The following is a 23,319-nucleotide window of genomic DNA, read 5'->3' as shown; positions in this document are numbered from 1 at the left end:
ATAGACGCGCTCAACTCTGGGTCACGTCAAGTCACGCCTCCGAGATCGTGTCAGCGTCACCGTGAGCGCGCCGGGTGGTGCGCGCCAGTACGGACGATTGGGCGCGATCGGCTCACGACACCCGACGTCGAGCCGCTTAGTTTTCGATCTTCGCCGTCACGCGCTGCAGAGATGGAGAAACGAATGGAAATTTCCAAACACTGTCGATCAATGGTCTCGGCAATTTTGCGTCAACGTGGTGGCATTCCTGGCGAGTGCGACGGCCCAATACGTCACCGGCTCGCCGTTTGCCGTCGACAGCAGCGCGAACGCCTGGACCCCGAAAACGTACCGGTGCAGCACTCACCCGGCCGGCCGGCCCAGTGCTCCTCAACCTCTATGTTTTACAATTTTTAGTTCGCAACCCAAAGGAGATCGCTATGTCGATCCGTAGCATGCTTGTTGCCGCAGGACTCGCCTCAGCCTCTCTCTACGCCGCCCACGCCGATGGCCTGCGTCCGATGAGTGCCATAAGCATCGACCTTGGCGAAGTGTCTGGTGCTGCCTACTACACCGTCGGGCGCGACGGATTCCATGTTGTCACGACCCTTGCACAGGGCGCGGGAACGCCGATCCGCGTCGTATCTGTTCTTGCGCCGGGTCAGCGTTTGGCTTTCTCAACACCGCGCCAGGAAGGTGCGGTCGAAATCAGGCGGGACGGCGACAGCGTGCTCGTCCGCAAGGTGAAATCAGTCTCGAACTAGATTTTCCGGCCAGTTGCCGCCTCTCACGAAGATTCCAATGCGGGGAAAGCGGCCGGAGCTGGACGCAATACCGCAGCGCGCTTCAGCCTCTGCGCGCTACAGGCTTTGCATCGCAACCCAAAGGAGATCGCTATGTCGACAATCGGACGAAACGATCAAATGAAGATTCTCTTCGTCTCGACCCCGGGAACCGGCCACCTCGATCCGCTTCTGGCGATCGGCCGTATCTTGAACTCGGAGGGCCACGAACTTGCCTGTTTGACTGGGACCTTCTTGCGTAACCGTGTCGAACAGTTCGGAGCAAAATTCTATCCGCTCCCCGAAGAGGCGGATCTGACCGCACGGGACGTCATCACGTCCGACGCGATGAAGGGCGTACCACCCGGGCCACAATGGTTGCGCACACTAGTCGAGCGCTTCTTCGTCGATACCATTCCCGCCCAGTACAGCGGCGTGCAAAATGTCCTGCGGGAATTCCCCGCCGAGATCATCATTGGCGACGATATGTTTTTCGGTGTCCTGCCCATGCTGGTCGAACCGCGGTCGAACCGCTTGCCTATTGTTCTTTGCGGCACATCCATCTTGCACTGGCAGCGCAAGGACAAGGCCCCGACGTTTGCGGGTTTGCCGCCCGCGGCCACCCAAGCGCAGCTCGACGAATATGCTGCCTTCGCGCGGGAACACGACAAGATCGTCGACGGGCCCCTCGGCCTTTGCGTCAATCGGTACCTGAAGGACCTGGGCGTTGGACCGGTGTCCAAGCCTCTCTTCGAATCGGTCGTAGAGCTTGCAGATGCCTATATGCAATTGACGGTGCCGCGTTTTGAATTTCCACGCGATATCCCTTCTTCCGTGACTTTTATTGGCGTCCCTCCGATTATACCCAATCAGGTCCCGCTGCCGGCGTGGGCGCACGAACTCGACGGCTCGCGCAAGGTCGTGCTTGTGACGCAGGGTACGGTGGCAAACCACGATCTCAACCTCTTGATCGCGCCGGCGCTCGCAGGACTCGCGAACGAACCTGACTTGCTTGTGGTTATCACAGCGGGCGGTCGCGCGATCGACGACATTCCCGGCCCAATTCCCGACAATGCGCGTCTCGCCAGCTATCTGCCGTTCGAGTGGCTTCTACCTAAGGTAGATGTGCTCGTCACCAACGGCGGATACGGGAGTGTCAACCAGGCGATGAGCTTTGGAATTCCGCTTGTGACCGCAGGGTTGACGGAAGACAAGGCGGACGTGAACGTGCGTGTGGCATGGTCCGGCGTCGGTATCAATCTTGCTACCAACAACCCGACACCGCAAACGTTGCGCGAGGCCGTGCGGGTCGTACTCGACAAACCGGACTATCGTTTGGCTGCCTCAGCTATGGCCGACGAGTTCAAGGCGATCGACACTCGTTCCGAGATCCTGCGGATCATCAATCAAGTTCGGCAAGGCTCGAATGGACCCTGGTGGCACAACGGTCGCCAAGCAAGGCCGACGTACCGCCGCCAATCGATAATTTGATTCCACTCCCGGGAAAGATGGAAGGGCTGATTCTTCCGTCTTTCGCCTGGGAGGCCATCGATATCTCCCCAGACATGCTCCGTATCTGGCGATATGGAACAAGGAACGTATCGGATATTCAACCCATGCGTATTCAACCTGCATCATTTGCCTTCACGCTATTGCTGGGCCTTCTTGCCTCGGTTCCGTATTCAGGCATTGACATGAGCCTACCGGCACTGGCGGCCACTGGCGTCGCTCTCGGCGCGCGGCCCGCAAATGTCGGCTTTACGATGAGTGTCTTTATGCTCAGCCTGGCGACGGCGCCGCTTGTCTATGGGCCAGTATCCGATCGGTACGGTCGCAGGCCCGTCGTTGTATTCGGTGTCGCGCTCTTTGTCGTCGGCAGTCTCGCTTGCGCGCTAGCCCAATCACTGCCGGTGCTGCTCGTGTGCCGCTTCAGCCAAGGCTGCGGCGCGGCCAGTACAACGGTGACATTTGCGATCATCCGCGACCTGTTTGAGGGGGATAATGCGCGCGCGAAGATGGCCAACGTCGTCATAGCCGTAAATGCCGTTACGGTGATCGCACCGACCGCAGGCGGGGCTCTACTGGCGCTGGGCAGCTGGCGCCTGATTTACACGATTCAGTTTATAATGGGTCTGGCTTTGTTAATCGCATTGGTCACGGGCTTTGCCGAAAGTGCAAAGATCGGAAAGACCGGTCAGACCGATAGCTTGGCACCATCGATCATTGGCCGCGGCTATCTTCATGTCCTGACGCATCCGATCTCGTCCGCATACATTCTGGTCGGTGCAGCCGCCGGCGGGACCGTTATGGCTTATGTCACAGGGTCCGCCCTGTTCTTCATCAACGGCATGGGGCTACGGCCTAACCAGTATGGTCTGATTTTCAGTGGGTGTTCCGGATCAGTCATGGCCGGGGCTTTCCTCGATCGGCGGCTCGCCGCTCGACACTTCTCACCAACTCACGTGCTGATGACGAGCTTGACAGTCTCTGCGACGGCGTCAGGGCTGTTCCTCGCCACGACATTGGTCGGCTGGGCATCGCTACCCCTTATCGTCTCTCTTCTGGTCGCTGTTGCCGTTGCCTTCGGATTGAGCATTTCGAACATCATCAGCGCGGCGATGCATCCGTTGCCACAGATCGCCGGTGCGGTAAGCGCTGTTTCCGGAAGCATTCAGATGATGGCAGGCGCCATCACAAGCGGGCTTGTGACGTGTCTTTACGATGGACGATCAGCGCTATCGATGGCCGCGGTCATGACATCGTGTTCCCTTCTTGCGCTGGCATCCTATCTGCTGATTGCCCGTCCCGCCGAGCGTCGCGGTTTTGCAAGTTAGCGTCATGCCCGCGCTGGGCGAGAATATCCCTGAAGTGTAGGCCGCGCCCACGGCATGCACAGCCGATGGCGTCCTCTGAGTCGAAGATGATCGAAGTCTCCGCACTTCCTTGTGACGGGTAAGCCTGACTTGTCCAGTGCTGCTGCTGACCGCAACTAATCACCCAAGGCAGACCTTGCGCCTCACATTGGTGCGGCGCGCAGCGGGTGGTGCGCGCTAGTACGGAAAATTGGGCGCGATCGTCTCACGACACCTAAGGTCCGCGCGCCTAGCTTCCGATCTCGGGAATGGCGAATATCGCCAAGGCCTAACAAGGAGAACTCAAATGCCCCTGTGGCATATTTATCATCCGGAAGATGTGTACTCAGCTGAGGACAAGTGCGCGCTAGCGACGCGTATCACGGGCTCTACGCGGATGTCGGCTTGCCCCGGTTCTATGCAAGGGTTGTCTTTCACGAGTTGCCGCAGAACTCGTTCTTTGTCGGCGGAACGGCAACGAACGATTTTGTCAGGATTTGGATTGATCAGATTGCTCGCGCAACTGCTCCCGAGCGGCGCGCGTGGTGGCTGGAACGCGTCAACAGGACGCTCGATCCCTTCGCACGCGAGCAGGGTCTTCGCTGGGAGGTCCATATTGACGAAACGCCAATCGATTCTGGACCATCCAAGGTATGAAGCCGCCGGCCCCCGACTCCGAGGCTGAAAAGCACTGGGTCAGCGAAGACCGCCCGTCGGCATATACCTGAGTGTGGGGCGCAACCTTCAGCGAGCTGATTGCGGCGATGGCCATCAATCCGTGCACCACCGGCTCCACCAGGCGATAATCTTGCAAGCCTAATCGTATAGATTGTAACGGTTTGCGCCGAGCCACCCGACCGACGTTGATCAGCCTGGCACGGCTCACAATAAGTCCCGCTCACCTCCGCGCTCCGCCTTACGCCGCCAAGATGGTGTCAGCATCGCCGCGGGCGCGCCAGGACGGACGATTGGGCGCGATCGCTTCACGACACCTGAGGTCCAGCTGCATAGAGTCCGATCTTGGCTGTCACACGTTGCGGAATTTGGCAACGGCGATTTCGCACCTAGCATTGTGGGAACTGAAAACATGTCTACATCCATGCAAGACGGGCCAACCCATCGGCCGGCCTCCGCCCTCGCCTCGCTCGTCGCACGGAGCCTCGTGCTCGTTTATGGGACGCTCGCCTATCTCATCTTTCTCGGCGCGATCCTATACGCTATCGGCTTCGTGTCGCAGCTACTGGTGCCGAAGACAATCGATAGTGGTACCGCGAACTCACGTCTGCATGCCTTGATTGTCGACCTTGCGCTGATGTCGCTCTTCGCTGTCCAGCACAGCGGCATGGCACGACAAGGCTTCAAGAAGCTGTCTGCGAGCGTTGCCTCGCCTGCGCTCGAACGCAGCACTTATGTGCTGCTGGCGAGCTTGGCGCTTCTGCTACTGTTCTGGCAGTGGGAGCCAATCACGGCGGTCGTTTGGCAAATCAAAACGCCTGCGCTTGTCTCTGCCGCGATTGCCGGGGGCTTTCTCGGCTGGCTGATCGTGCTTTACAGCACGTTCCTGATCAGCCATTTCGAGCTGTTCGGCTTGACGCAGGTGGTCACTCATTTCACGGGCCGGATCGCCGAGCCGATCAAGTTCAAGACGCCCGGCCTCTATCGGGTGATCCGGCACCCTATCTATCTCGGCTTCATCATCGCATTCTGGTCGACGCCGACCGTGACGCTGGGCCATCTGCTATTCGCGGCGGTGACGACAACTTACATCTTTGTCGGTATCTGGCTCGAAGAGCGCGATCTTGCCGCGTTGTTCGGTGAGGAATACCGCCGCTACAAGCAAAAGGTCGCCATGTTGCTGCCTGGCCTGTTCTGAACATACGTGGCGCCATCCTCGCACACTGCATTGGACGTGCTGTACGCCTATTAGCATTCCGGCGTACGTTCCGGTTGCATTGATTGTCATGCACATCGCGCTGTTGAGGACAACAGAGAGGCTGGCGGCACGATCGATTGAAGCTGGAGCGCGCCACGCGGTGCGCGTGAGTGCAGCTGATTGGGCGCGATCACCTCACGACACCTGCGGCCCGGCTGGTTAGGTTCTGACCTTGACGGTCATGCGTTGCAACAATCGAAGACAAAGAACGGAAGCTTCCAAGCGTTGTCACTTGGGGCTGTCGGCGAGACGGATCGGCCTGCCATAGCTATGGAGGCTCGCTCCGGCCGATCGGAAGTAGAGCTTAGCGAAAGGATGAAACCATGAGTGATAACGAGACCACGGTGCCAACGGGAGTATCTCTGACCCACTTGGATCCCGTCTTTCGCGAACGGCCGAACGAATATCTCGATATACTGAGGTCACGGGAGCCGGTGCACCGGGATCGGATGTTCGACCGGGTGGTGCTGACCCGTGCGGTCGATGTCGATGCAGCTATGAATAATCGCAACCTGGCCTCCGATCCGCGGAAATCCCGCTCGGGTTCGTTCTCTCGGGCGCAACTGACGGTGGATGAGACATTTCGGCCGCTCATACTGCATATGGACGACCCGGACCACAAACGCTTGCGTAACCTGGTCGCAAAGGCGTTCAACAAGGTCGCGGTCGATGCCATGCGCCCGCGTATCACCAAGGTCGCATGCGACTTGTTGGATGATATCGACGATCCATCCTGCTTCGATATTATGGACACTTATGCCCGACCGTTGCCGACGATAGTCATCGCGCTGATGTTGGGCGTCGATATCGCCCGCAGCGACGACTTCAAGCGGTGGTTTGCCGGCATAATACAGATGTTCAGCCCGCAGCGCACGCCGGAACAGGAGGCCATCCTGGCATCCTGCAATGCTGCTCTCTCCGGCTACCTCACTGAGGTGATCCAAAAGCGCCGCAAGGAACGCCGGGCAGATCTGATCAGCCGCCTGATCGACGCGGAAGAGGACGGCGAGCAACTTGACGAGGCGGAGATCATAGATGTTTGCCATAGTTTGCTCTTGGCAGGCAACGTGACGACAACCGACCTTATCGGTAACGCAGTGTTGGCGCTGCTGCAGCATCCCAGTGAACTTAGCAAACTGCTCGCTGAGCCAAACCTGGTCCGTAGCGCCGTCGAGGAAGTGTTGCGCTATGACACGCCGGTCATGCAAGGCACTCGAATCGCAACCAAAGCGATGCAGATCGGCGGGTGTCCGGTCGCCGCTGGGCAGACCATCAATGCCATGCTCTATGCAGCGAATCATGACCCCGCGGCCCATCCCAATCCAAAGCGGTTTGACATCGAACGGCCAGACAAACGTCACATCTCATTTGGCGGCGGCGCCCATTTCTGTCTCGGCGCGCCATTGGCCCGCGCCGAGGCACAGATCGCTCTTTCGATGCTCTTCGAGCAATTCCCGAGGCTCCGCCTGAGAACCGAGCGACCCTTGGAGCGCCGGGCGATGCTGAACTTCAATGGGCTAACAGCGCTTTGGGTGCGCGCTGACTAGCACCGCTCGATGGCCCAGGCGCACCCGCGGCAGTGCGGTCCATCGCATCCGGAACGCGCAGGGGCTGCTACGGGATCGCGACATTTCCGTTCGCCACGCCAAGAAAGACCTTTCCAGCAATATCGACACGAAGCGGTCATGCCAAATGAGCTGACCAAAGCCCGCTCTTGAGAGAAGCGAAAGTGGCCCGGGGCGGCAGCAACCTTCGAAAAGCTCCCGATCCATTTGAATTAAGGAGAAGCCGAACATGATAGAAACCATTCTGCGCTCCGGCATCGACCGTCGCAGGTCGAGCCATTCAAGACGGTGCTCTCGGGAAACCGCGGAGCGTTGGCCAGGCTCTCGATGCGCGATATCGAAAAAATCGCCCTTGCAACACTCACCGGTTTGACAGCCGACGAGTTCGCGGTCGAAGCAAAGAATTGGCTAGCCTCCGCGAAGCACCCACGCTGGAACCGCCCCTATATGGAGCTGGTCTACCAACCGATGCTGGAGGCGATGACTTACCTGCGAGCTAATGGTTTCAAGACCTTCATTGCACGACGACGCAAAGCGTGAGTACGCTTATGGTCCGGCGCTGGGGCTACCCGATACCAAGATTGGTGCGTTCACTCCCGAGCTCTATGCTGAGGCAAAGAAGAACTACTGCACCGTCATCAGCATGAAGAACGACTGGAAGACGATTTTCGCGTTCGAATAGCTGTGCCCGCTGTCATTGTACGGGATCGCCGGTCACGAATGCCGATGGTCGCAGTTGTACCCACGCAGGGACAGTGAGCTTCCCAATCGCCGGGGTCGCGATGCGATGTGGCAGTGAGCGGTGCGTGTCCGTATCGGGGACGGCGCCTGCTGCTCACGACATCTAGCCCCCCGAAGCTTCGCTTCATTCGTAGCATCGGCGGCACCACACCGGCGGGTCGTGGCTCCGTGGCTGACGATTGACGTCAACCACACACTCGCATGATTCGTGAAACGGAAATCCAAATGATAATGTGGATCGAAGTGATATATATCGCGGCGTCGTTCGTAGTGCGCAATCCCCATAGCGTCCTGGGCGGCGCCCGGCGCCGGTTTGTACATCTCAAGGTGTTTGTTCAGCGCATGACACGACGCATCTCGCCGGCCAGATATGAAGGTCGGTAGACACCGGACGCTGATAGCACGAGGGGTTTTGTCAACAGCGGAGTATCGACAGTTCGCAGGGTCGACAGCGACGATTTCTGCTTCTAACGCCGCCTGCTAACTTACCGCTTCTTCGGCCAAGGCGCTGCGCGAAGATTGCTTCTTGCTTTTCAACGGCAACGTCGCTCTTGCAGCACGAGCCAGTCGTCAGAAAACACGGTGCGTGGGAACCGATAATCGGTTTCAATGGCAGCCTGCGGCGAAGCCGTAGGCTGACCTCAAGCAGCCTAGCTGGTTGCAAGATAGGTCCCGCCCAACTCTGCGTCACACCTGATCATGCCACCGAGATCGTGTCAGCGTCACCGCTCGGCGCGTCACGCGATACGCGCCAGTACGAACGATTGGACGCGATCGCCTCACGACATCTGAGGTTTGACCGCCTAGATTCCGATCCGGCAGTCGCGCGTTGGAGCTAAACGGAGAACACGAATGATTAGGCAAGTTGAAAATACGATGATGCCAACGGGAACACGGACTCTTGTGACGGAGCAAGCAACGCAAAACGGGGCCGCTCCTGCCTTGGGAGTCAGGCGGCCTGAGACGAACGATATGGCAATACCAGTTCCCGTTCATTGCTTGCCACTAACAGATAACACGGTTCTCGAGCTGTACGAGTATGTTATCGCGCCCTGGGTGAGAATGCTCGACCTTCGTGAATTCAAGGTCCGTCCGGGCATCGTGTCTGCAATGCTTCCGCAAAATGATGCGCTCAAGTTTTCAAGCGGCGCGGTATGTGGTCAGGCTATTATGGCAGCCATTGACACCGTTGCATCATTGTCTATGGCCACGACAGAGCGCGTCACCAAAGGCACCGTATATCAACACACTCACTTCTTACGTCCAGCCGTCAACGACGACTATTATGTAAGAGCAGAAGTACTGCGCTTTGGCCGAGCTTCGGCCTTTACGGAGGCCCGCGTTTCGTTTGCGTCTACGGGAAAGCTGGTTGCACACGCCAGCCTGGAATTCGCATTCTGACTCACGTCGAAGGCTTCATCACCCCAAACCGCCGCGCCCGACGTCTGTTCAAGCTCGCTCTCGGACATCCTGGTCGCGGCACCCGGCCAGTTCGTGACCAGCCATACCGGTTGATCATCTCGCATTGCCCCGCAACCCTCATCATTGGAGGCACACCATGACCAGAACTATTCTCATCACCGGCACATCGAGCGGCTTCGGCCGCGGAACAGCGGAAAGGCTGGCGCGCGACGGCTATCGCGTGTTTGCCTCGATGCGCGACATCGCCGGCCGCAATCGCGGCCACGCCGACGCGCTGCGAAGCCAGAAAATAGGCGTCGTGGAGCTCGACGTTACCGATGACGGCTCGGTCGATCGTGCCATTGCTTCGATCCTCGCCGAAGCCGGCAAGATCAACGTGCTGGTCAACAACGCCGGCATTGCGTCGGTGGGTGTGACCGAAGCCTTCACGGCCGATCAGGCGAAGGCGATCTTCGACACCAACGTCATCGGGCTCCTTCGCGTTACGCGGGCAGTGCTGCCTTCGATGCGTCGGGAGCGCGAGGGCCTCATTATCAACATGGGCTCGGTCCTCGGCCGGGTGACATTCCCTTTCGTCGGCATCTACGGCGCGAGCAAGATGGCGATCGAAGCTTTGACAGACAGCATTCGGCTGGAGGTCTCCCAACTCGGGATAGACGTGGTGGAAGTTCAGCCTGGGGCTTACCCGACAAGCCTGTACTCGAGCATCCAAAGACCTGCGGACGACGACATCACGAAGTCTTACGGCGAGGTCGGCCAGATTCCCGACGCGATTTACAAGACCTTCACGTCAATGCTGCAAAGTAAGGACGCTCCGCAGCTTCATGACATTGCCGAGGCCGTCGCCAAGCTCGTCGGCCAGTCGAAGGGCAGTCGCGCCGCTCGGACGGTGGTGGGCACGTCATTCGGTGCTGACAAGATCAATGCCGACGTCGCGCCCGTCCAGAAAGCCGTCGTCGGCGGTTTGGGCCTCGCGCATCTCGAAGAACTCTCATGAAGTGCTTTGGTGCGTGCGAACTAGCAGTGTGCCGCGGTGAATTATGGCCTTTGTCCCACGGCCAACCTGATGGGCGTGGGCGAATGGCATCAGCGGCACTTCCCGCCAAACGCCCCCCCGGTGCAAACGATCTCCTGCCTACGCGAGTGTTTGCTTGCGGCTGAGGCGAAGGCGTCGAAATCGAGGATCCATTCACCATGCTCGGCTTGATGATGCAAACTCCGTTGCTCCTGTCGTCCATTCTTATGCACGCGGCACGCTCCTTTCCGGATGTCGAGATCGTATCCCGACACCCCGACAAGCGCGATCACATCACCAGCTACAGCGGCCTTCGCCGGCGCAGCTCTCAGCTCGCAAATTTGCTGGGCTCGATCGGCATCGAGCCAGCGATCGCGTTGCGACGTTAGCCTGGAACAGTTATCGGCATCTCGAGCTATACTTCGGTATCTCCGGAATTGGAGCCGTTTGTCACACGATTAATCCAAGGCTGTTCGCAGAGCAGATCATATACATCATCAACCACGCCGAAGATGTGGTTGTGTTCTTCGATCTGGCTTTCATCGATCTCGTGCACACGTTAATACCGCGATGCCCGACTGTTGAACTAAAAAAGTCCGCTTCTGGCGCAAAGTGGAAATTCGATAAGCGTGGCCATGTCGGCAAGGTGCCGTATCGCCGAAGGCGTGAAAGCCTTTGCAGCGGGAAGAAAAACGGCGGCCGTCATCTCGACCGCGATCGGTGAAGCAGACGCTCACCTTTACCGCGAGTTGATCAACCAACAGGTCCATCTCGTAAAACCCCTTTTGTGGCCCACTCCGTCACCGAACGCCAGTTGAGCAGTGTGGGTCTCCCCAAGCTCGCCGGACATATTCTAGTCAATCAATCCGTCGGAAATGACGCATTCGTCAAGATGGGGGTTGCTTTCCGGCGCAAGGATGAGGCGTCGATGATGGCTGAGCCAAAACACGCCGAGGACGATAAAGCTCATCAGCGCGATGAAAGCCTGTGCGTACGCACGGACATTCCGTAATGGCAGGCACGACACCATCTGCGAGCAGCGCACCACCAGTTAGACGTGTGTGGCCCCTTCGTTGTCGCGCATAAGCCGCGAGTAGCCCGGCACGTCAGTGCCCACAATAGCTGCAATGCTCAACGCCCTCGCTCGCCACGAAGCACCCGTTGATTGATCTGACCTAATTTATCAGACCATAGGGGCCAGCCTCGCGGCGGCGGTGTGCACCATGGTTCGGGCTAAATGTCGGCTTGAGGTCATTTTTCCGACCTCAACTTGGCACGGGCGACAACCGGACGATGCGCAGCGCCCGTGTTAAACAACTCAGCGTATGAACGCTGGTGCAAGGCGCTGGTCGCCGTGCGTTCGTCATCAGCCCATGCTCCCCGGCATAAAGCAGCGTGCCTTCGGATGACCATCCAGATAGTAGGGCCAGACCATCGTGCGGCCAGCGCGGTTCGGTCCGTCCACAACAGCGTCTTTCGGAACATCGACCCACTCGCCGTCTATGCGCACACGATAGTGATCGTCCTTAGTGTCCCAATCGGCGTCATCAACGCGCCTCGCGTCGGTGCCGTCGCAGCAAGGCCCTTTGCCGCTATGCAGGCTAGCGTACCAACCGTTTAGCTCCGGGCGCTGATGATCGTGGCCGGGAGCGTGACCAATTGTGTAAATCGGCAGAATGATAATGAATAGAATAAGCGTCGCGCGCCGAAAGCGATTGTCCATCTCACATCCGATCCGGAATATTCGACCTCGTAAGCCAATCAAATTGCGTGAGCTATCGGGCGACTAAAGTTGCAGCTGTCCCACGACCGATCCGGCGTCGCTTAGGTCACCAGACGCGCCGATTGATGCGGTTATTCGGAGCGCAGTTCTCGAACAGGGCACCAAGAACCAGCTTTGGCGCGGCGAACTTTTCATACTTTGACTCCGATCTCTGCAACGCGTGACTGCCAAGATCGGAACCTAGACGGTTGAACCCTAGACGTCGTGAGGCGATCGCGCCCAATCGTCCTTACTGGCGCGCAAGCCGCGCAGCAGCATTGATACGATCTCGGAGGTGTGATCGAGCGTGACGCGGAGTTGCGCGGCACCTGTCTGGGGACCATGCCAAGCTGAAGAGCGTTTGCCCGTGGCTTCGGCGCGGGCAGTAGTAAAACCTAATGTTAGGTTTGAAAATCATTTGCCTGGGGAGTCGATGGTGCAGCCGAACAATGATTTTCTCAGCGCTCCAGAATTGTGCTATGATGGTTTCATAGCTGCACTGCGCGAGAATTTTGGATGTTTTAGTCCTGCTCGCGGAACCAACATCTTCGCAGGCAGGGTGCGCCCGCGGCGCGTCTTCGGGTTGGCTGCGGTGGATCTCGCCTGCGACACTGTCCGCGTTGACCGGACGAAGCTGGACATTCGCCGTGATGACATGGAGTATTACTTCGTCGTAGCTCAGCTGACGGGCGGATCGACAATCATTCAGAACGACCGAGTTGTAAATGCTGCTGCTGGCGAACTCGTCCTGCTCGATTCCACGAGACCCGTGACACTCGTTGGGGTCCAGCAGGCGCAATGGCTTGGCTTGCAGTTGCCGCGCCAGAACCTGGTGTCGCATCTCGGCTTCGAGCCGCACGGTGGCACGTGCGGTCGCGGGCAGGGGCAGGCAGCACGTATACTCAGGCAACTCGCTCTTGACCCCGTCGGCAATGCAGAGCCGGCGGTCGCGTCGGCTGACGACTATATGCGTCTGGTGGTCTATGATCTCCTCGGCGCACTGTTTGCGCCGCCCGCCCCGCTTTGCTCTCGCCACACCGACAAACTGTTCGCGCGAATCTGCGGCATCATCAAGGACCGTTATGCCGATCCGGACATCTCTCCGCGTGAGGTGGCTACCGAGATGGGAATCTCCCTACGCTATTTGCAGAAGCTGTTCACGGCCCGAGGGTCGACATACACTCACTACATATCTTCGCTTCGTCTGGATCATGCGGCGCATCTGATCGAGTGTCGCGCGTCGATGAAGACAGGTCAGCCTCTCAGCGATATCGCCTACGCCAGCGGCTTTCGCGATTACACGTATTTTGCGCGCGGATTCCGCCAGCGTTTCGGCACCGCGCCGGGCTCCATCGGAGCAACGCGTCCCCGGTAATGACAACACACGAGCCCGCGCGCACATTGGGCAACATCGAAAGGCCCTCGACGAGGCGATGTGACCAGCAGAGTCAGCTTCTGGACCAACTGCCGACCCGTGGCGCTGCTCTGCTCGCCAACAATTAACCTTTAGATGGCTCTTGGTCTTCGCGACTATCGCCCATCCAAAGCGCTTAAACGAGCCTTCTTTGGGTTGATCCGGCGGGACGGCTATGTCGCTCGGGCCGGAGAGCGGACCCTGGAAGGGCTCCGGGATTTGCGGACCGCCGGCGGTCTCATCGGGAAATATGTAGGATCGGGCGTCGGCGCCGCGCCAATGCGAGGCGCAAGGTCCAGCGCGGTGCATTTCGCGCGGTGCAGGTAGCAAAGAACTTCCCAGTTCGATGCTGCCCAGTGTGAAGTCCGTTGCGACGGCGTATCGCTGCGGCCGGGAGCTTATCTGTACGCAAAATCGACTGCCGTCCTCGGCACGCAGTGGATTTATTCTACAGTCTCCGACGAGTGTCTCCCGAAAATGGGAACTTTTGCTGGTTTGGACGGAGACATTTGGCCACCCCCTCCCCGGAAGCCCGCCGACAGGCGCCTCCGGGCGCTCTTAAAGATAAGAAAAGCCCGCAATTGGCCGGCTTTTCGGCGAGAGAGAAGGATATTCTCCGGAGAGACGAATGGTTGGCTGGGGCGGGAGGGATCGAACCTCCGAATGGCGGAATCAAAATCCGCTGCCTTACCGCTTGGCTACGCCCCAACGCGCCGATCGAGGGCAACGCCGGTCTATAGAGTGAGCCCCACGATTTCAACAGGGCCGCAATCGAAATTCCGGGAAAGCAGCCCGACCATTGCGCTACCGTCATGATCGCAGGCGCCCATGGTGACCGAAACGGACTGCGGGATGTCCCTTCCAAGAGTTGAGAGGCGACCGGTTTCGTGGGAAGACCAGCACCAAACGCCTCGTCGGGAGTAACGCCATGACCTACCGCGCGCCGATCACCGATATCCTCTTGTCCCTTAACCACGGCGCGGGCCTCGCCGCCGCCGTGAAGGCCGGTCACTACGGTGATTTCGACGGCGACGTCACCGCCGCCGTGCTGGAGGAGGCCGGCAAGTTCGCGAGCGACGTGCTGGCGCCGCTCAATCGGGTCGGCGACGAGCACGGCATCAAGCTCGATGCCGGCAAGGTGACGACAGCCCCCGGCTGGCCCGACGCCTATCAGCGCTGGACTGCAGCGGGGTGGAACGCGGTGTCGGGGCCGGAAGCCTTCGGCGGCCAGGGCCTGCCGCTCGCGATCAACGCCGCATGCACCGAGATCTGGAGCGCTTCGAACGTCGCCTTCGGGCTCTGCCCGCTGCTCACCTTGTCGGCGATCGAGGCGCTCGATGCCCATGGCAGCGAGGAGTTGAAGAAAATCTACCTGGAGAAGCTCGTCACCGGCGAATGGACCGGCACGATGCAACTCACCGAGCCCAACGCCGGCTCCGACGTCGGCGCGCTGCGCACCCGCGCCGAGAAGCAGTCCGACGGCACCTACCGCATCAAGGGCACCAAGATCTTCATCACCTATGGCGAGCACGACATGACCGACAACATCGTGCATTTCGTGCTCGCACGGCTGCCCTATGCGCCCGCCGGCACCAAGGGGATTTCGCTGTTCCTGATTCCAAAGTTCCTGGTCAATGCCGACCGCTCGCTCGGCGCACGCAACGACATCTATGCGAGCGGCGTCGAGCACAAGCTCGGCATGCATGCCTCGCCGACCTGCACCATGACCATGGGGGATCAGGGCGGCGCGATCGGCTATCTGATCGGCGAGGAAAACCAGGGCATGCGCTGCATGTTCACGATGATGAACCAGGCCCGCCTCGGCGTCGGCCTCGAGGGCGTCGGCGTCGCAGACCGCGCCTATCAGCAGGCGCTCGCGTACGCGCAGGAGCGCCGCCAGGGCAAGGCCGTCGGCAAAAAGGGCGACGGGATGGACCCGATCATCGTGCATCCCGACGTCAAGCGGATGCTGATGCAGATGCGCGGCATGACGGCGGCCGCGCGCTCGATCTGCTATGCCACCGCGGTGGCGCTCGACGTCTCGGTGCGCGCCAAGGACGCGAAGGTGCGGGCCGATGCGGCCGCGCGCGGCGCGCTGCTGACGCCGATCGCAAAAGCGTTCTCCACCGATATCGGCAACGAGGTCGCCTATCTCGGCGTCCAGGTCCACGGCGGCATGGGCTTCATCGAGGAAACCGGCGCCGCACAGCATTATCGCGACGCACGCATCACCGCGATCTATGAAGGCACCAACGGCATCCAGTCGATCGACCTCGTCACGCGCAAGCTTGGCGCCAATGGAGGAGCCTCGGTGTGGACGCTGCTCGACGAGCTGTCCGCGACCGTCAAGCAGGTCGAGGCCTCCAACGATCCGGCCTTCGGCACGACAGGCGCAAAATTGCGCGATGCGCTCGGCGCGCTCGAGCGCACCAGCAAATGGCTGCTCGAACGCCTCGCCGCCGCGCCGAACGACGCGCTCGCCGGCGCCACGCCTTACCTGCGCCTGTTCGGCGTGACGCTCGGCGGCTGCTTGCTGGCGGGCGAAGCGCTCGCCGCCAAGGCCAATGGCGAGACCGAGCCTCAGCGCTATCTCGCCCTCGCTCGCTTCTTTGCCGAGAACATCGCGGTGCAGGCAACCTCGCTGGAGAAGACGGTCACCGACAGCGCCGAGGCGGTGAACGGCGCGGATGCGGTGCTGCTTGGGTAGATCTGCGCGGTGAGAGTGGGACCCGTCATCCTTGAGGAGCGCGGAACGCGCGTCTCGAAGGATGCGCGACCCGGCCGGTGACCGTCGTGCTTCGAGATGGCCGCTCACGCGGCCTCCTCAGCATGACGGTGACAAATTGAGTGCGCCGCACACGATCAACCTTGCCAAACAGGCGTGCGGCAGCGTGAGCCGAAGGGCCGCGGTGTACTGGATGCCCCGCTTCTGCGGGGCATGACAGTTGAGAGGATATGAGTTCGCGTTCTCGCGACATGAATTGTCCGAGTCTTGCTTGAACGTCCGCCCTCTCATCGATCGGAGGGCGCAGGGAAGACCGGGCGCCGATCGCACCCATGGGTCCCGTGCAACAAGAAGCACGGGGTAGGACCACAGGTGAAACCGGAAACAACCCGGCCTTCCCTGCGCGAGGGAAAATAAATATCCGTATGGGTTCGTAGAGACTCGCGTGGAATGCCTAAGTCATTGATCAAACGAAACTTACTCCCATATGATGCCATGCGCTTCCACAAGCGTTCGCAGACACCATCGCGACACTTCGCGAGAACGGGGCAGGCATCATGGCACGCAAAGTCAGCTTCAGCGCACTGGAAAGCCGCAGCGCGCGGCTGCGATTGAAAATCCGCCGCAGGCCCTACAGCGGCCCATCGCTCGCGCGCGGCATCTCGCTGATGTACCGCCGCAACAAGACGAACGGCAGCTGGGTGCTCAAGAGCAGCGACGGCCACGGCGCGTATTGGACCAAGGGCTTTGCGCTCGCTGACGACTTCGAGGACGCCGACGGCAAGAATATACTGACGTTCTACGCGGCGCAGGACGCCGCAAAGCGATTGGCACGTGGTGAGGATGGCAGCGCCGACACCGCGCCGGTCACGGTCGATGGCGCGCTGAAGGACTACCGGCGCGATCTCGAAGCACGCAATGCCAATCCCTACAACGCTGAACCACCTCGCGTGCATCTGACCAAGGTGCTGCTCGCCAAGCCGGTGGCGTTACTCACCGCAACCGAGCTGAAGAAATGGCGCGATAGCCTGCTGGGCAAGATCAAGCCTGCGACAATTAATCGAGTCTGTCGATGCCTGTTTGCCGCGTTGGAATTGGCGCGACAGCACGACGAGCGCATCAAGAATCGGCAGGCGTGGGAGATCGGGCTGGCCGCTCTGCCGGACGCGCAGGAGGCGCGCAACGTCATCATCCCTGACGACAAGGTGCGCGAATTCGTCGCCACCGCCTACGGGCTGGATCTTCAGTTTGGGCTGATGACCGATACGCTGGCGATCACCGGCGCACGTCCGAGTCAGGCCGTCCGGCTGCGCGTCGAGGACTTGCACGATCATCCGGTGCGGCCGAAACTGATGATGCCGAAGAGCGCCAAGGGCGGTGGCAGAAACCGTAGCGTGAAAAAGACCGAGCGCTTTTCCATTCCAATCAGCACGCAGTTGGCAGCGAAGCTGAAAGAAGCGGCTAAGGGTCGCGCTGACGATGCGCCCCTGTTGCTGCAAGGCGACGGCCGCCCTTGGGATAGAAATCCAGGGCAGAACTATCACCGCCAGGTGGACAAGGTCGTCACGACCATCGGACTCGATCCTGCCGATGTGACGATGTACGCGCTGCGGCACAGCAGCATCGTCCGCATGCTGCTCGCGAATATCCCGGTTCGATTGGTCGCGAGCCTGCACAACACCAGCGTCGCGATGATCGAAAAACACTACTCGAAGCACATCACCGAGCACGGCGACGAACACGCCCGCGTGGCGCTGCTACAGCCCGAGCCGCCGAGCGGCGAGAACGTCGTTACGCTGCCGCGGTGATCCATGCCGCGCCCTCTGTTGGAAATCTGGCGCAAGCTGAATTTCGGCCACGATCGCGAGCCGTCGTCGCTGTTGCAGCAAGCGATCGCCGAGGTGGAACGCGAACTGTCATCACCGGCAGCACTCAAAAAGCGGACGCTTCTCCGCGCAATCAGCCGCAGACCGTTATCGCTTGCGGAGCAAGTGGTCGTCGACATGGACCGCAAACCGCTGTCGCCGATGCAAAAGGCGATCGCCGCCATCGCTCGCGAGGAGAGGGCGAGCCGGCTGCAGCAAGAGAGCGACGTCGCCAGACGCGTATTGGGAACACCTCGCCCGCTTCGCCTGACAAACGCAAGCGCAGACCCGGCGCCGGTCGTCATCGCGTTCTCACGCGAAAGCAGATCGACCGTGGCATCGATCTCCTGCGCGGCTCGGGTCGCCTATCTGGAATGTCAGACAAAGAGGCGCGCGCAGAATGCTGCGTGACGCAGGCATCGATGCCGGCGACACCACGTTGTACGCCCATATCATTAAACCGGCTCGGTTGTTCTTAAACGACTCGCCTACGGAGAGTTAGCTTCCCGCGTGTCAAGAATTTTCTCTTCGAAAATAAGCCTTTCTGTTCGAAAATAAGAAACTGGCAATCGGAAATTAGGTGCCTCGCTTATTTCCGAACAGAAAGGCTTATTTTCGAAGGGAAACCATTTCCTTCAAACGGTACTCGGCCTGATCATCCTGCGCATCGAGATAGATGCGGAGGATCAAGCATGGCACGGCCCGAAGTGACGGGCGAAAAGCTGGTTGCAACCGCCGACGATGTTGACGCGTTCAGCGTCGCCGAGTTTTGCCGGCGTCACCGCATCAGTCCTCAACTTTTTTACAAGTTCAGGGCCCAGATGCCGGCAACTTTCAATGTGGGCACCCGCGTCCTGATTTCGCGCGAGGCCGCTGCAGCATGGCGTCGCGAGCGCGCGGCTAACTCCTGAACTACCGAAAGACGACGGCGCGCAACCCGGGGCGAGCCACGCGCCGTCCGTCCGATGAAACTTCACTCTCCGCCGCCAAGCAGAAAAGAGGCTCATCAATGTCTTTATATTCATTCTCATCTGAACCAACAAGCGCCTCACTCCCTCCCGGCAAGGTCCCATTAGGAGACCTGCCTCTCGCAAATTCGTCCAGCCCGCCGGCGCCTGCGGCGCAAGTCATCGCCCCCGACGATGCCGAGCGCGTGCAGCGGATCAAGGCGAACGGCCTCGCGAGCCTCGGCCGCCTTCACGGCGACGTGACGTGGGAGGACTGGCTGATGGTCGGCGTGGCGCTGGCGATCATCACCGAGGAGGCGCTGGTTGAAGTCGGCGCCTTGAAGTGGAATCCGGACAACAAACGCGTGGTGAAGGAATTCAACCGGCGTTGGGATGATATGAATCTAGTGCTGGCAAAAACGACAAGCCGCTCTCGAAACAGGAGCGCTGCGCCCTTCGCGAGGTCATCAGCAACCCCGCGATATCAGAGTGGCGCTCGACGCTGACCGGTCCGGACAAACGTCACCCGAACCACCCCAAAGCGGTGCTTAACCGCTTCAAGGCGAAGGCAAAGGCGACGCCTGCGGAGGATCATGAGCCGTCGCCGCTGGCGAAGCTGAAGGCGGCCAATGTCGAGCTGCAGGAGGAATTGCTTCGCCTCAAGCAGCGCGGCGATGGGAATACTTTCAGTCGCAGCGACAGCAAAAAGTCCATTGCCGCCGTCGTCATCGGCACATTTGACGGCCTGAGCAACAAGACCGCCAGGGTCAAAGCCATCGCCCGCGAACTGAATGCCTGGCTCAAGGCGCAGAGGTCCGCGTCATGACCCGCAAGCTTGAACGCGAACTCAAACGCCAATTTCCCAACGCCACCATCGACGTCACGGGCGGAAATCATTATCGCCTGCGACTTCCCAGCGGAAAGTCCGTGACCTTCTCTGGCACACCGCGCAGCCGCGGTGCCTTGCGCCTCGTGCGCGCCGACGTGCGGCGGCAAATGAAGGAAGGAGCGCAAAATGCCCAGTGATTGGACGCTCCAGCGTCAGGCTCGTCGCGCAGAACGCGAGCGCGAACTTGCCGGCAAGATCCTGGCGCTGCCGGACAAGCGTTACGGCGCAATTCTCTCTGATCCTGGCTGGCGCTTCGAACCACGGTCGCGCGAGACCGGCATGGATCGCGCCGCCGACAATCACTACGCGACCTGCGAGCTTGCGGTGATCAAGGCGCTCGACGTCGCTTCGATCGCTGCGGACGACTCCGTTCTGTTCCTGTGGGCCACGTCACCGATGATGCCGCAGGCGCGGGAGGTGATGCAGGCCTGGGGCTTCACCTACAAATCCCAGGTCGTGTGGGACAAGGAAATTATAGGCACCGGGTACTGGTTTCGTAACCGGCACGAGCTGCTTCTCCTCGGAACGCGCGGCAAGGTGCCGGCTCCGGCGCCGGGCACGCAGTGGCCAAGCGTGATGGTCGAGCGGCGCACGGCGCACTCGACCAAACCGGAATGGAACTACCGGCTGGCCGAAGAGTATTTCCCGAACCTTCCGAAGGTCGAGTTGTTCGCGCGTCGCGCGCGGCCGGGATGGGATTGCTGGGGCTTTGAAGCGCCAACGGCCGAGGCGGCGGAGTAGGCGCCAAGCGGGAGGAACGAAAATGATCCGTTCAGTTGACGAGAGCCATTATGACATTGCGAGGCTCAGCCTCCCGTTCTACCGCGATCTTGCGTGGTTTGCGACCGACGACGATGCAGTGCTTGGCGTTGTCGTTCTCGACCTGATCGACCACGATTTCGGCTGGGTGGCGCTGAGGCAGAATGATCAAGGTCCCGGCTACACCGCGGTCAATCTCGGCGTATCATTACCAACGATAGCGGCAGCGACGCAGGCCTCAATACCGCAATGGCGGCGGAGGCCGGACAATGATGCATGAGCCCCACCGCACCGCAGCCCCGACCGACATCGCAACCGCGCACACTTTGCACCGCGACTACGAGGCGCGGAGCAAGGTCGATCTGAGAAAGGTCGGCGCGCATGTCTATGCTGCCGATCCGTCAACCGAAATTCTGTGGGTTGGATACGTCGTCGACGACGGTCCCGTGCAGCTGTGGCGCCTGGGCGATCCGATTCCGCCGGAATATTTCGAGGCTGCAACAAACCCGAGCTGGTGCGCGGTCGCGCATAATGATGGGTTCGAGAGTCTCATCGAGAGATACGTCCTGCATCCCCGCTACGGCTTTCTGCTGATCCCGCCCGAACGCCACCGCTGCACCATGGCGGCGTGCCTCACGCTCGGACTGCCGGCCAAGCTCGGCGCCGTCGCTGACACGCTAGGATTGGTTCACCGCAAGGATGCCGCCGGTGAACGCTTGATGCACTTGATGTCAAGGCCGCGGCGGTCGCACAAAGAAGAAGACCCATTCGGCTTGTACTGGTTCAACGACGAGGAGCGGCTGCAGCGGCTTGGCGCCTATTGCATGGCGGATGTCGAAGTCGAGCGCGAGCTAGACGGTCGCCTGCCACCGCTCTCGGATTCCGAGCAGGTGCTGTGGCTGCTCTCGAATGTAATCAACGCTCGCGGCTTCCACATCGATCGGCGATTCGCCCAAGCGGCGCGCCAGATCGCCAAAGCCGCAGCGCCTGAGATCGACACCGAGCTGGCCGGGATCACCGGCGGCGTCTGCACCGGAATCAACCAGATCGAGCGGATGAAGGGTTGGCTGGAAGCGCAGGGCTGCATGACGCCGGCGCTCGATCGCGACACCATCGAAAAGCTGCTCGGCGATGACGCGCTCGCAGCGCCGGTCCGCCGCGTCCTCGAGCTCCGGCTTGACGGCGCTCAGGCCGCGACTAAGAAGATTGATGCCCTGCTGGCCCGTGCCGACGCCGATGATCGCGTCCGGGGTGCCTTCCGTTTCCATGGCGCGTCGACCGGGAGGTGGAGTGGAGAAGGCGTTCAGCCGCAGAACCTGAAAAAGGCCAAGATCAAGGATCTCGACTCCGCGATCGCCGCGGTCGCGACCGGCGACTACTCCCACGTGAAGAAGCTGTATCCGAAGCCGCTCGCCGTCATCGGGGATTGCAGCCGCGCGATGATATCAGCCACGCCCGGGCACGTGTTGATCGGCGCCGATTTCAGTTCGATCGAAAGCCGGATCTTGGCGTGGATTGCCAACGAAGTCTGGAAGATTGACGCCTATCGCCAGTTCGATGCGACCCAGGATCCGAAGCTTGAGCCCTACTGCACGACCGCCTGTGTGATCTATCGCAGACCGCTCGGCTCGATCGCCAAAGACTCGCCGGAGCGCAAAGTCGGCAAGACCTGTGACCTCGCGTTCGGCTACCAAGGCGGCTTGCGTGCCTGGCGGAAGTTCGAGCCGGACCAGTTCTCCGACGCCGAGGTTGAGCTGTTCAAGAACGAATGGCGCGCGACCCACCTGAGGATCAAGCAGTTCTGGTCTGACATTGACCGGGCCGCCGTCGCCGCCATGTGCGTGCGCGACAATTCGGCCGTTCGCTGCGGCCGAATCAAGCTGGAATGCGCCGGAATGTTCCTGCGGATCGAGCTGCCGAGCGGGCGTCTGTTGTCCTATCCCTTTCCTCGCCTCACCCAAGATGACCGCGGTAAGCACCATGTCGTGTACGCCGACAACGGCGCCGGTCAGTTCCGAGACTGCCGCAATGGGCAAGGCGCCTATGGCGGTGTCTGGACTGAGAACGTCGTCTCCGGAATCGCGCGCGACATACTGGCCGAGGCCATGCTGCGGATCGACGCTGCCGGCTATCCAATCGTCATGCACGTCCACGATGAGATCGTCGCCGAGGTGCCGGCCGGATCCGCCAGTCTCAAGGAATTCATCGAGTTGATGACGCGCAACCCCTCGTGGGCGCCGGACCTGCCGATCGCGGCAAACGCCTGGATGGGGCCGCGCTAACGCAAATGACCTGGAAGTTTGCCATGGCTGCCAAGGAAATCGAGCTGACAGTGCTCACCAACACGAGCGGGCCGCTCACCAAGAAACTCTCGCTCGACGCCAATGGCAAGTTGGTGAAGGACGCCTCCGATTGCTTGATGATCTCCGGCAGGGCCGAGCGCACCAAGGTTGCGGGCGTCGCCCGCTCACGCTGGTGGGGGATATGTCTTGGCTCACGCCCTTCGGCAAACGCATCGACAATCACCCAGAAACAGCCGTCCATTGCTTCGAGCGTTGCTAAGAATTTATCGCATGACAACGGTGAGCACTCTTAGCTCTCAACCAATGTCCGTGTGCTCTCAAAATTTGAGCACACAATGCTGAAGCAATAGGCGAGCGTCTGTGTAT

23 protein-coding genes, 1 tRNA gene and 2 pseudogenes are annotated in these 23,319 nt (G+C 60.3%); 24 read left to right on the top strand and 2 right to left on the bottom strand.

Going from position 1 to position 23,319, the window contains the following annotated elements:
- Positions 1-419: 419 nt before the first annotated feature.
- The 12 genes and pseudogenes from JQ553_RS13870 to JQ553_RS13810 all read left to right on the top strand — a co-directional run bounded on the left by JQ553_RS13870 (position 420) and on the right by JQ553_RS13810 (position 11,301).
- Positions 420-743, top strand: a complete 324-nt coding sequence (locus JQ553_RS13870; RefSeq protein WP_212500522.1) for a hypothetical protein — start codon at positions 420-422, stop codon at positions 741-743.
- Positions 744-875: 132 nt separating this feature from the next.
- Positions 876-2,252, top strand: coding sequence for a nucleotide disphospho-sugar-binding domain-containing protein (locus JQ553_RS13865; RefSeq protein ID WP_312015140.1), 1,377 nt, complete (start codon positions 876-878; stop codon positions 2,250-2,252).
- Positions 2,253-2,269: 17 nt separating this feature from the next.
- Positions 2,270-3,595: a multidrug effflux MFS transporter gene (locus JQ553_RS13860; protein ID WP_249144271.1), complete on the top strand. Its 1,326-nt coding sequence runs from the start codon at positions 2,270-2,272 to the stop codon at positions 3,593-3,595.
- 378 nt (positions 3,596-3,973) lie between these two features.
- Positions 3,974-4,341 (top strand): annotated as a pseudogene (locus tag JQ553_RS35270) (tautomerase family protein).
- Between the two features lie 359 nt (positions 4,342-4,700).
- Positions 4,701-5,486: a methanethiol S-methyltransferase gene (gene mddA / locus JQ553_RS13840; RefSeq protein ID WP_212500520.1), complete on the top strand. Its 786-nt coding sequence runs from the start codon at positions 4,701-4,703 to the stop codon at positions 5,484-5,486.
- 383 nt (positions 5,487-5,869) lie between these two features.
- Positions 5,870-7,093, top strand: a complete 1,224-nt coding sequence (locus JQ553_RS13835) for a cytochrome P450 (RefSeq protein ID WP_249144270.1) — start codon at positions 5,870-5,872, stop codon at positions 7,091-7,093.
- 345 nt (positions 7,094-7,438) lie between these two features.
- A complete protein-coding gene (locus tag JQ553_RS13830) occupies positions 7,439-7,651 on the top strand; it encodes a hypothetical protein (RefSeq protein WP_212500519.1) in 213 nt (70 codons plus the stop codon).
- 1,053 nt (positions 7,652-8,704) lie between these two features.
- Complete coding sequence (locus JQ553_RS13825; protein ID WP_212500518.1) at positions 8,705-9,253, top strand: PaaI family thioesterase; 549 nt, start codon at positions 8,705-8,707, stop codon at positions 9,251-9,253.
- A gap of 157 nt (positions 9,254-9,410) precedes the next feature.
- Entirely contained in the window at positions 9,411-10,271 is an 861-nt protein-coding gene (locus tag JQ553_RS13820; RefSeq protein WP_212500517.1) for an SDR family oxidoreductase, read from the top strand.
- A 197-nt stretch (positions 10,272-10,468) separates the two neighbouring features.
- Positions 10,469-10,678, top strand: a complete 210-nt coding sequence (locus JQ553_RS34445) for a hypothetical protein (protein ID WP_249144331.1) — start codon at positions 10,469-10,471, stop codon at positions 10,676-10,678.
- Between the two features lie 29 nt (positions 10,679-10,707).
- Positions 10,708-11,013: pseudogene (locus JQ553_RS13815) on the top strand (hypothetical protein); the annotation flags it as partial.
- Between the two features lie 63 nt (positions 11,014-11,076).
- Positions 11,077-11,301: a hypothetical protein gene (locus JQ553_RS13810; protein ID WP_212500516.1), complete on the top strand. Its 225-nt coding sequence runs from the start codon at positions 11,077-11,079 to the stop codon at positions 11,299-11,301.
- 354 nt (positions 11,302-11,655) lie between these two features.
- Here JQ553_RS13810 and JQ553_RS13805 read toward each other — a convergent pair whose 3' ends face one another.
- On the bottom strand, positions 11,656-12,012 hold the full coding sequence (locus JQ553_RS13805; RefSeq protein ID WP_212500515.1) for a hypothetical protein: 357 nt from the start codon (positions 12,010-12,012) through the stop codon (positions 11,656-11,658).
- A 472-nt stretch (positions 12,013-12,484) separates the two neighbouring features.
- Between JQ553_RS13805 and JQ553_RS13800 the strand changes: the two genes are divergently transcribed.
- Entirely contained in the window at positions 12,485-13,426 is a 942-nt protein-coding gene (locus JQ553_RS13800; protein ID WP_212500514.1) for a helix-turn-helix domain-containing protein, read from the top strand.
- A gap of 672 nt (positions 13,427-14,098) precedes the next feature.
- Here the strand turns inward: JQ553_RS13800 and JQ553_RS13795 are convergent.
- Positions 14,099-14,173 (bottom strand) — tRNA-Gln (locus JQ553_RS13795).
- Between the two features lie 220 nt (positions 14,174-14,393).
- On the opposite strand from JQ553_RS13795, the gene JQ553_RS13790 reads away from it, so the two are divergent.
- From JQ553_RS13790 to JQ553_RS13740, 11 genes are all read left to right on the top strand, one after another.
- Positions 14,394-16,172, top strand: a complete 1,779-nt coding sequence (locus JQ553_RS13790; protein ID WP_212500513.1) for an acyl-CoA dehydrogenase — start codon at positions 14,394-14,396, stop codon at positions 16,170-16,172.
- Between the two features lie 575 nt (positions 16,173-16,747).
- Complete coding sequence (locus JQ553_RS13785; RefSeq protein WP_212500512.1) at positions 16,748-17,998, top strand: site-specific integrase; 1,251 nt, start codon at positions 16,748-16,750, stop codon at positions 17,996-17,998.
- Between the two features lie 3 nt (positions 17,999-18,001).
- A complete protein-coding gene (locus JQ553_RS13780) occupies positions 18,002-18,466 on the top strand; it encodes a hypothetical protein (RefSeq protein ID WP_212500511.1) in 465 nt (154 codons plus the stop codon).
- A 281-nt stretch (positions 18,467-18,747) separates the two neighbouring features.
- Positions 18,748-18,966 (top strand): hypothetical protein, encoded by a 219-nt coding sequence (locus JQ553_RS13775; RefSeq protein WP_212500510.1) that lies wholly within the window; start codon positions 18,748-18,750, stop codon positions 18,964-18,966.
- A gap of 317 nt (positions 18,967-19,283) precedes the next feature.
- Positions 19,284-19,508: a hypothetical protein gene (locus tag JQ553_RS13770; protein WP_212500509.1), complete on the top strand. Its 225-nt coding sequence runs from the start codon at positions 19,284-19,286 to the stop codon at positions 19,506-19,508.
- Between the two features lie 38 nt (positions 19,509-19,546).
- Positions 19,547-19,828 (top strand): hypothetical protein, encoded by a 282-nt coding sequence (locus JQ553_RS13765; protein WP_212500508.1) that lies wholly within the window; start codon positions 19,547-19,549, stop codon positions 19,826-19,828.
- Positions 19,825-20,028: a hypothetical protein gene (locus JQ553_RS13760; RefSeq protein ID WP_212500507.1), complete on the top strand. Its 204-nt coding sequence runs from the start codon at positions 19,825-19,827 to the stop codon at positions 20,026-20,028. The genes JQ553_RS13765 and JQ553_RS13760 overlap by 4 nt, the downstream gene beginning before the upstream one ends.
- The gene (locus JQ553_RS13755; protein WP_212500506.1) at positions 20,018-20,632 is read left to right on the top strand and encodes an MT-A70 family methyltransferase; all 615 of its coding nucleotides are present in this window, start codon (positions 20,018-20,020) and stop codon (positions 20,630-20,632) included. Before JQ553_RS13760 ends, JQ553_RS13755 begins: the two co-directional genes overlap by 11 nt.
- A 22-nt stretch (positions 20,633-20,654) precedes the next feature.
- Positions 20,655-20,930, top strand: a complete 276-nt coding sequence (locus tag JQ553_RS13750; protein ID WP_212500505.1) for a hypothetical protein — start codon at positions 20,655-20,657, stop codon at positions 20,928-20,930.
- Positions 20,920-22,932 (top strand): DNA polymerase, encoded by a 2,013-nt coding sequence (locus JQ553_RS13745; RefSeq protein ID WP_212500504.1) that lies wholly within the window; start codon positions 20,920-20,922, stop codon positions 22,930-22,932. Before JQ553_RS13750 ends, JQ553_RS13745 begins: the two co-directional genes overlap by 11 nt.
- Before the next feature lie 23 nt (positions 22,933-22,955).
- Entirely contained in the window at positions 22,956-23,246 is a 291-nt protein-coding gene (locus JQ553_RS13740; RefSeq protein ID WP_212500503.1) for a hypothetical protein, read from the top strand.
- Positions 23,247-23,319: the final 73 nt, after the last annotated feature.

Source organism: Bradyrhizobium lablabi (assembly GCF_018131005.1).
Classification (GTDB): domain Bacteria; phylum Pseudomonadota; class Alphaproteobacteria; order Rhizobiales; family Xanthobacteraceae; genus Bradyrhizobium; species Bradyrhizobium lablabi_D.
This window is presented reverse-complemented; position numbering and strand designations above follow the sequence as displayed.

Coding starts and splice junctions, on each gene's coding strand:
- JQ553_RS34445 (WP_249144331.1), top strand. CDS start 10,469: ATGCTCGGCTTGATGATGCAAACTCCGTTGCTCCTGTCGTCCATTCTT.
- JQ553_RS13820 (WP_212500517.1), top strand. CDS start 9,411: ATGACCAGAACTATTCTCATCACCGGCACATCGAGCGGCTTCGGCCGC.
- JQ553_RS13775 (WP_212500510.1), top strand. CDS start 18,748: ATGGCACGGCCCGAAGTGACGGGCGAAAAGCTGGTTGCAACCGCCGAC.
- JQ553_RS13785 (WP_212500512.1), top strand. CDS start 16,748: ATGGCACGCAAAGTCAGCTTCAGCGCACTGGAAAGCCGCAGCGCGCGG.
- JQ553_RS13805 (WP_212500515.1), bottom strand. CDS start 12,012: ATGGACAATCGCTTTCGGCGCGCGACGCTTATTCTATTCATTATCATT.
- JQ553_RS13750 (WP_212500505.1), top strand. CDS start 20,655: ATGATCCGTTCAGTTGACGAGAGCCATTATGACATTGCGAGGCTCAGC.
- JQ553_RS13835 (WP_249144270.1), top strand. CDS start 5,870: ATGAGTGATAACGAGACCACGGTGCCAACGGGAGTATCTCTGACCCAC.
- mddA (WP_212500520.1), top strand. CDS start 4,701: ATGTCTACATCCATGCAAGACGGGCCAACCCATCGGCCGGCCTCCGCC.
- JQ553_RS13780 (WP_212500511.1), top strand. CDS start 18,002: ATGCCGCGCCCTCTGTTGGAAATCTGGCGCAAGCTGAATTTCGGCCAC.
- JQ553_RS13745 (WP_212500504.1), top strand. CDS start 20,920: ATGATGCATGAGCCCCACCGCACCGCAGCCCCGACCGACATCGCAACC.
- JQ553_RS13755 (WP_212500506.1), top strand. CDS start 20,018: ATGCCCAGTGATTGGACGCTCCAGCGTCAGGCTCGTCGCGCAGAACGC.
- JQ553_RS13790 (WP_212500513.1), top strand. CDS start 14,394: ATGACCTACCGCGCGCCGATCACCGATATCCTCTTGTCCCTTAACCAC.
- JQ553_RS13870 (WP_212500522.1), top strand. CDS start 420: ATGTCGATCCGTAGCATGCTTGTTGCCGCAGGACTCGCCTCAGCCTCT.
- JQ553_RS13740 (WP_212500503.1), top strand. CDS start 22,956: ATGGCTGCCAAGGAAATCGAGCTGACAGTGCTCACCAACACGAGCGGG.
- JQ553_RS13800 (WP_212500514.1), top strand. CDS start 12,485: ATGGTGCAGCCGAACAATGATTTTCTCAGCGCTCCAGAATTGTGCTAT.
- JQ553_RS13760 (WP_212500507.1), top strand. CDS start 19,825: ATGACCCGCAAGCTTGAACGCGAACTCAAACGCCAATTTCCCAACGCC.
- JQ553_RS13825 (WP_212500518.1), top strand. CDS start 8,705: ATGATTAGGCAAGTTGAAAATACGATGATGCCAACGGGAACACGGACT.
- JQ553_RS13860 (WP_249144271.1), top strand. CDS start 2,270: ATGGAAGGGCTGATTCTTCCGTCTTTCGCCTGGGAGGCCATCGATATC.
- JQ553_RS13830 (WP_212500519.1), top strand. CDS start 7,439: ATGCGCGATATCGAAAAAATCGCCCTTGCAACACTCACCGGTTTGACA.
- JQ553_RS13865 (WP_312015140.1), top strand. CDS start 876: ATGTCGACAATCGGACGAAACGATCAAATGAAGATTCTCTTCGTCTCG.
- JQ553_RS13770 (WP_212500509.1), top strand. CDS start 19,284: ATGGTCGGCGTGGCGCTGGCGATCATCACCGAGGAGGCGCTGGTTGAA.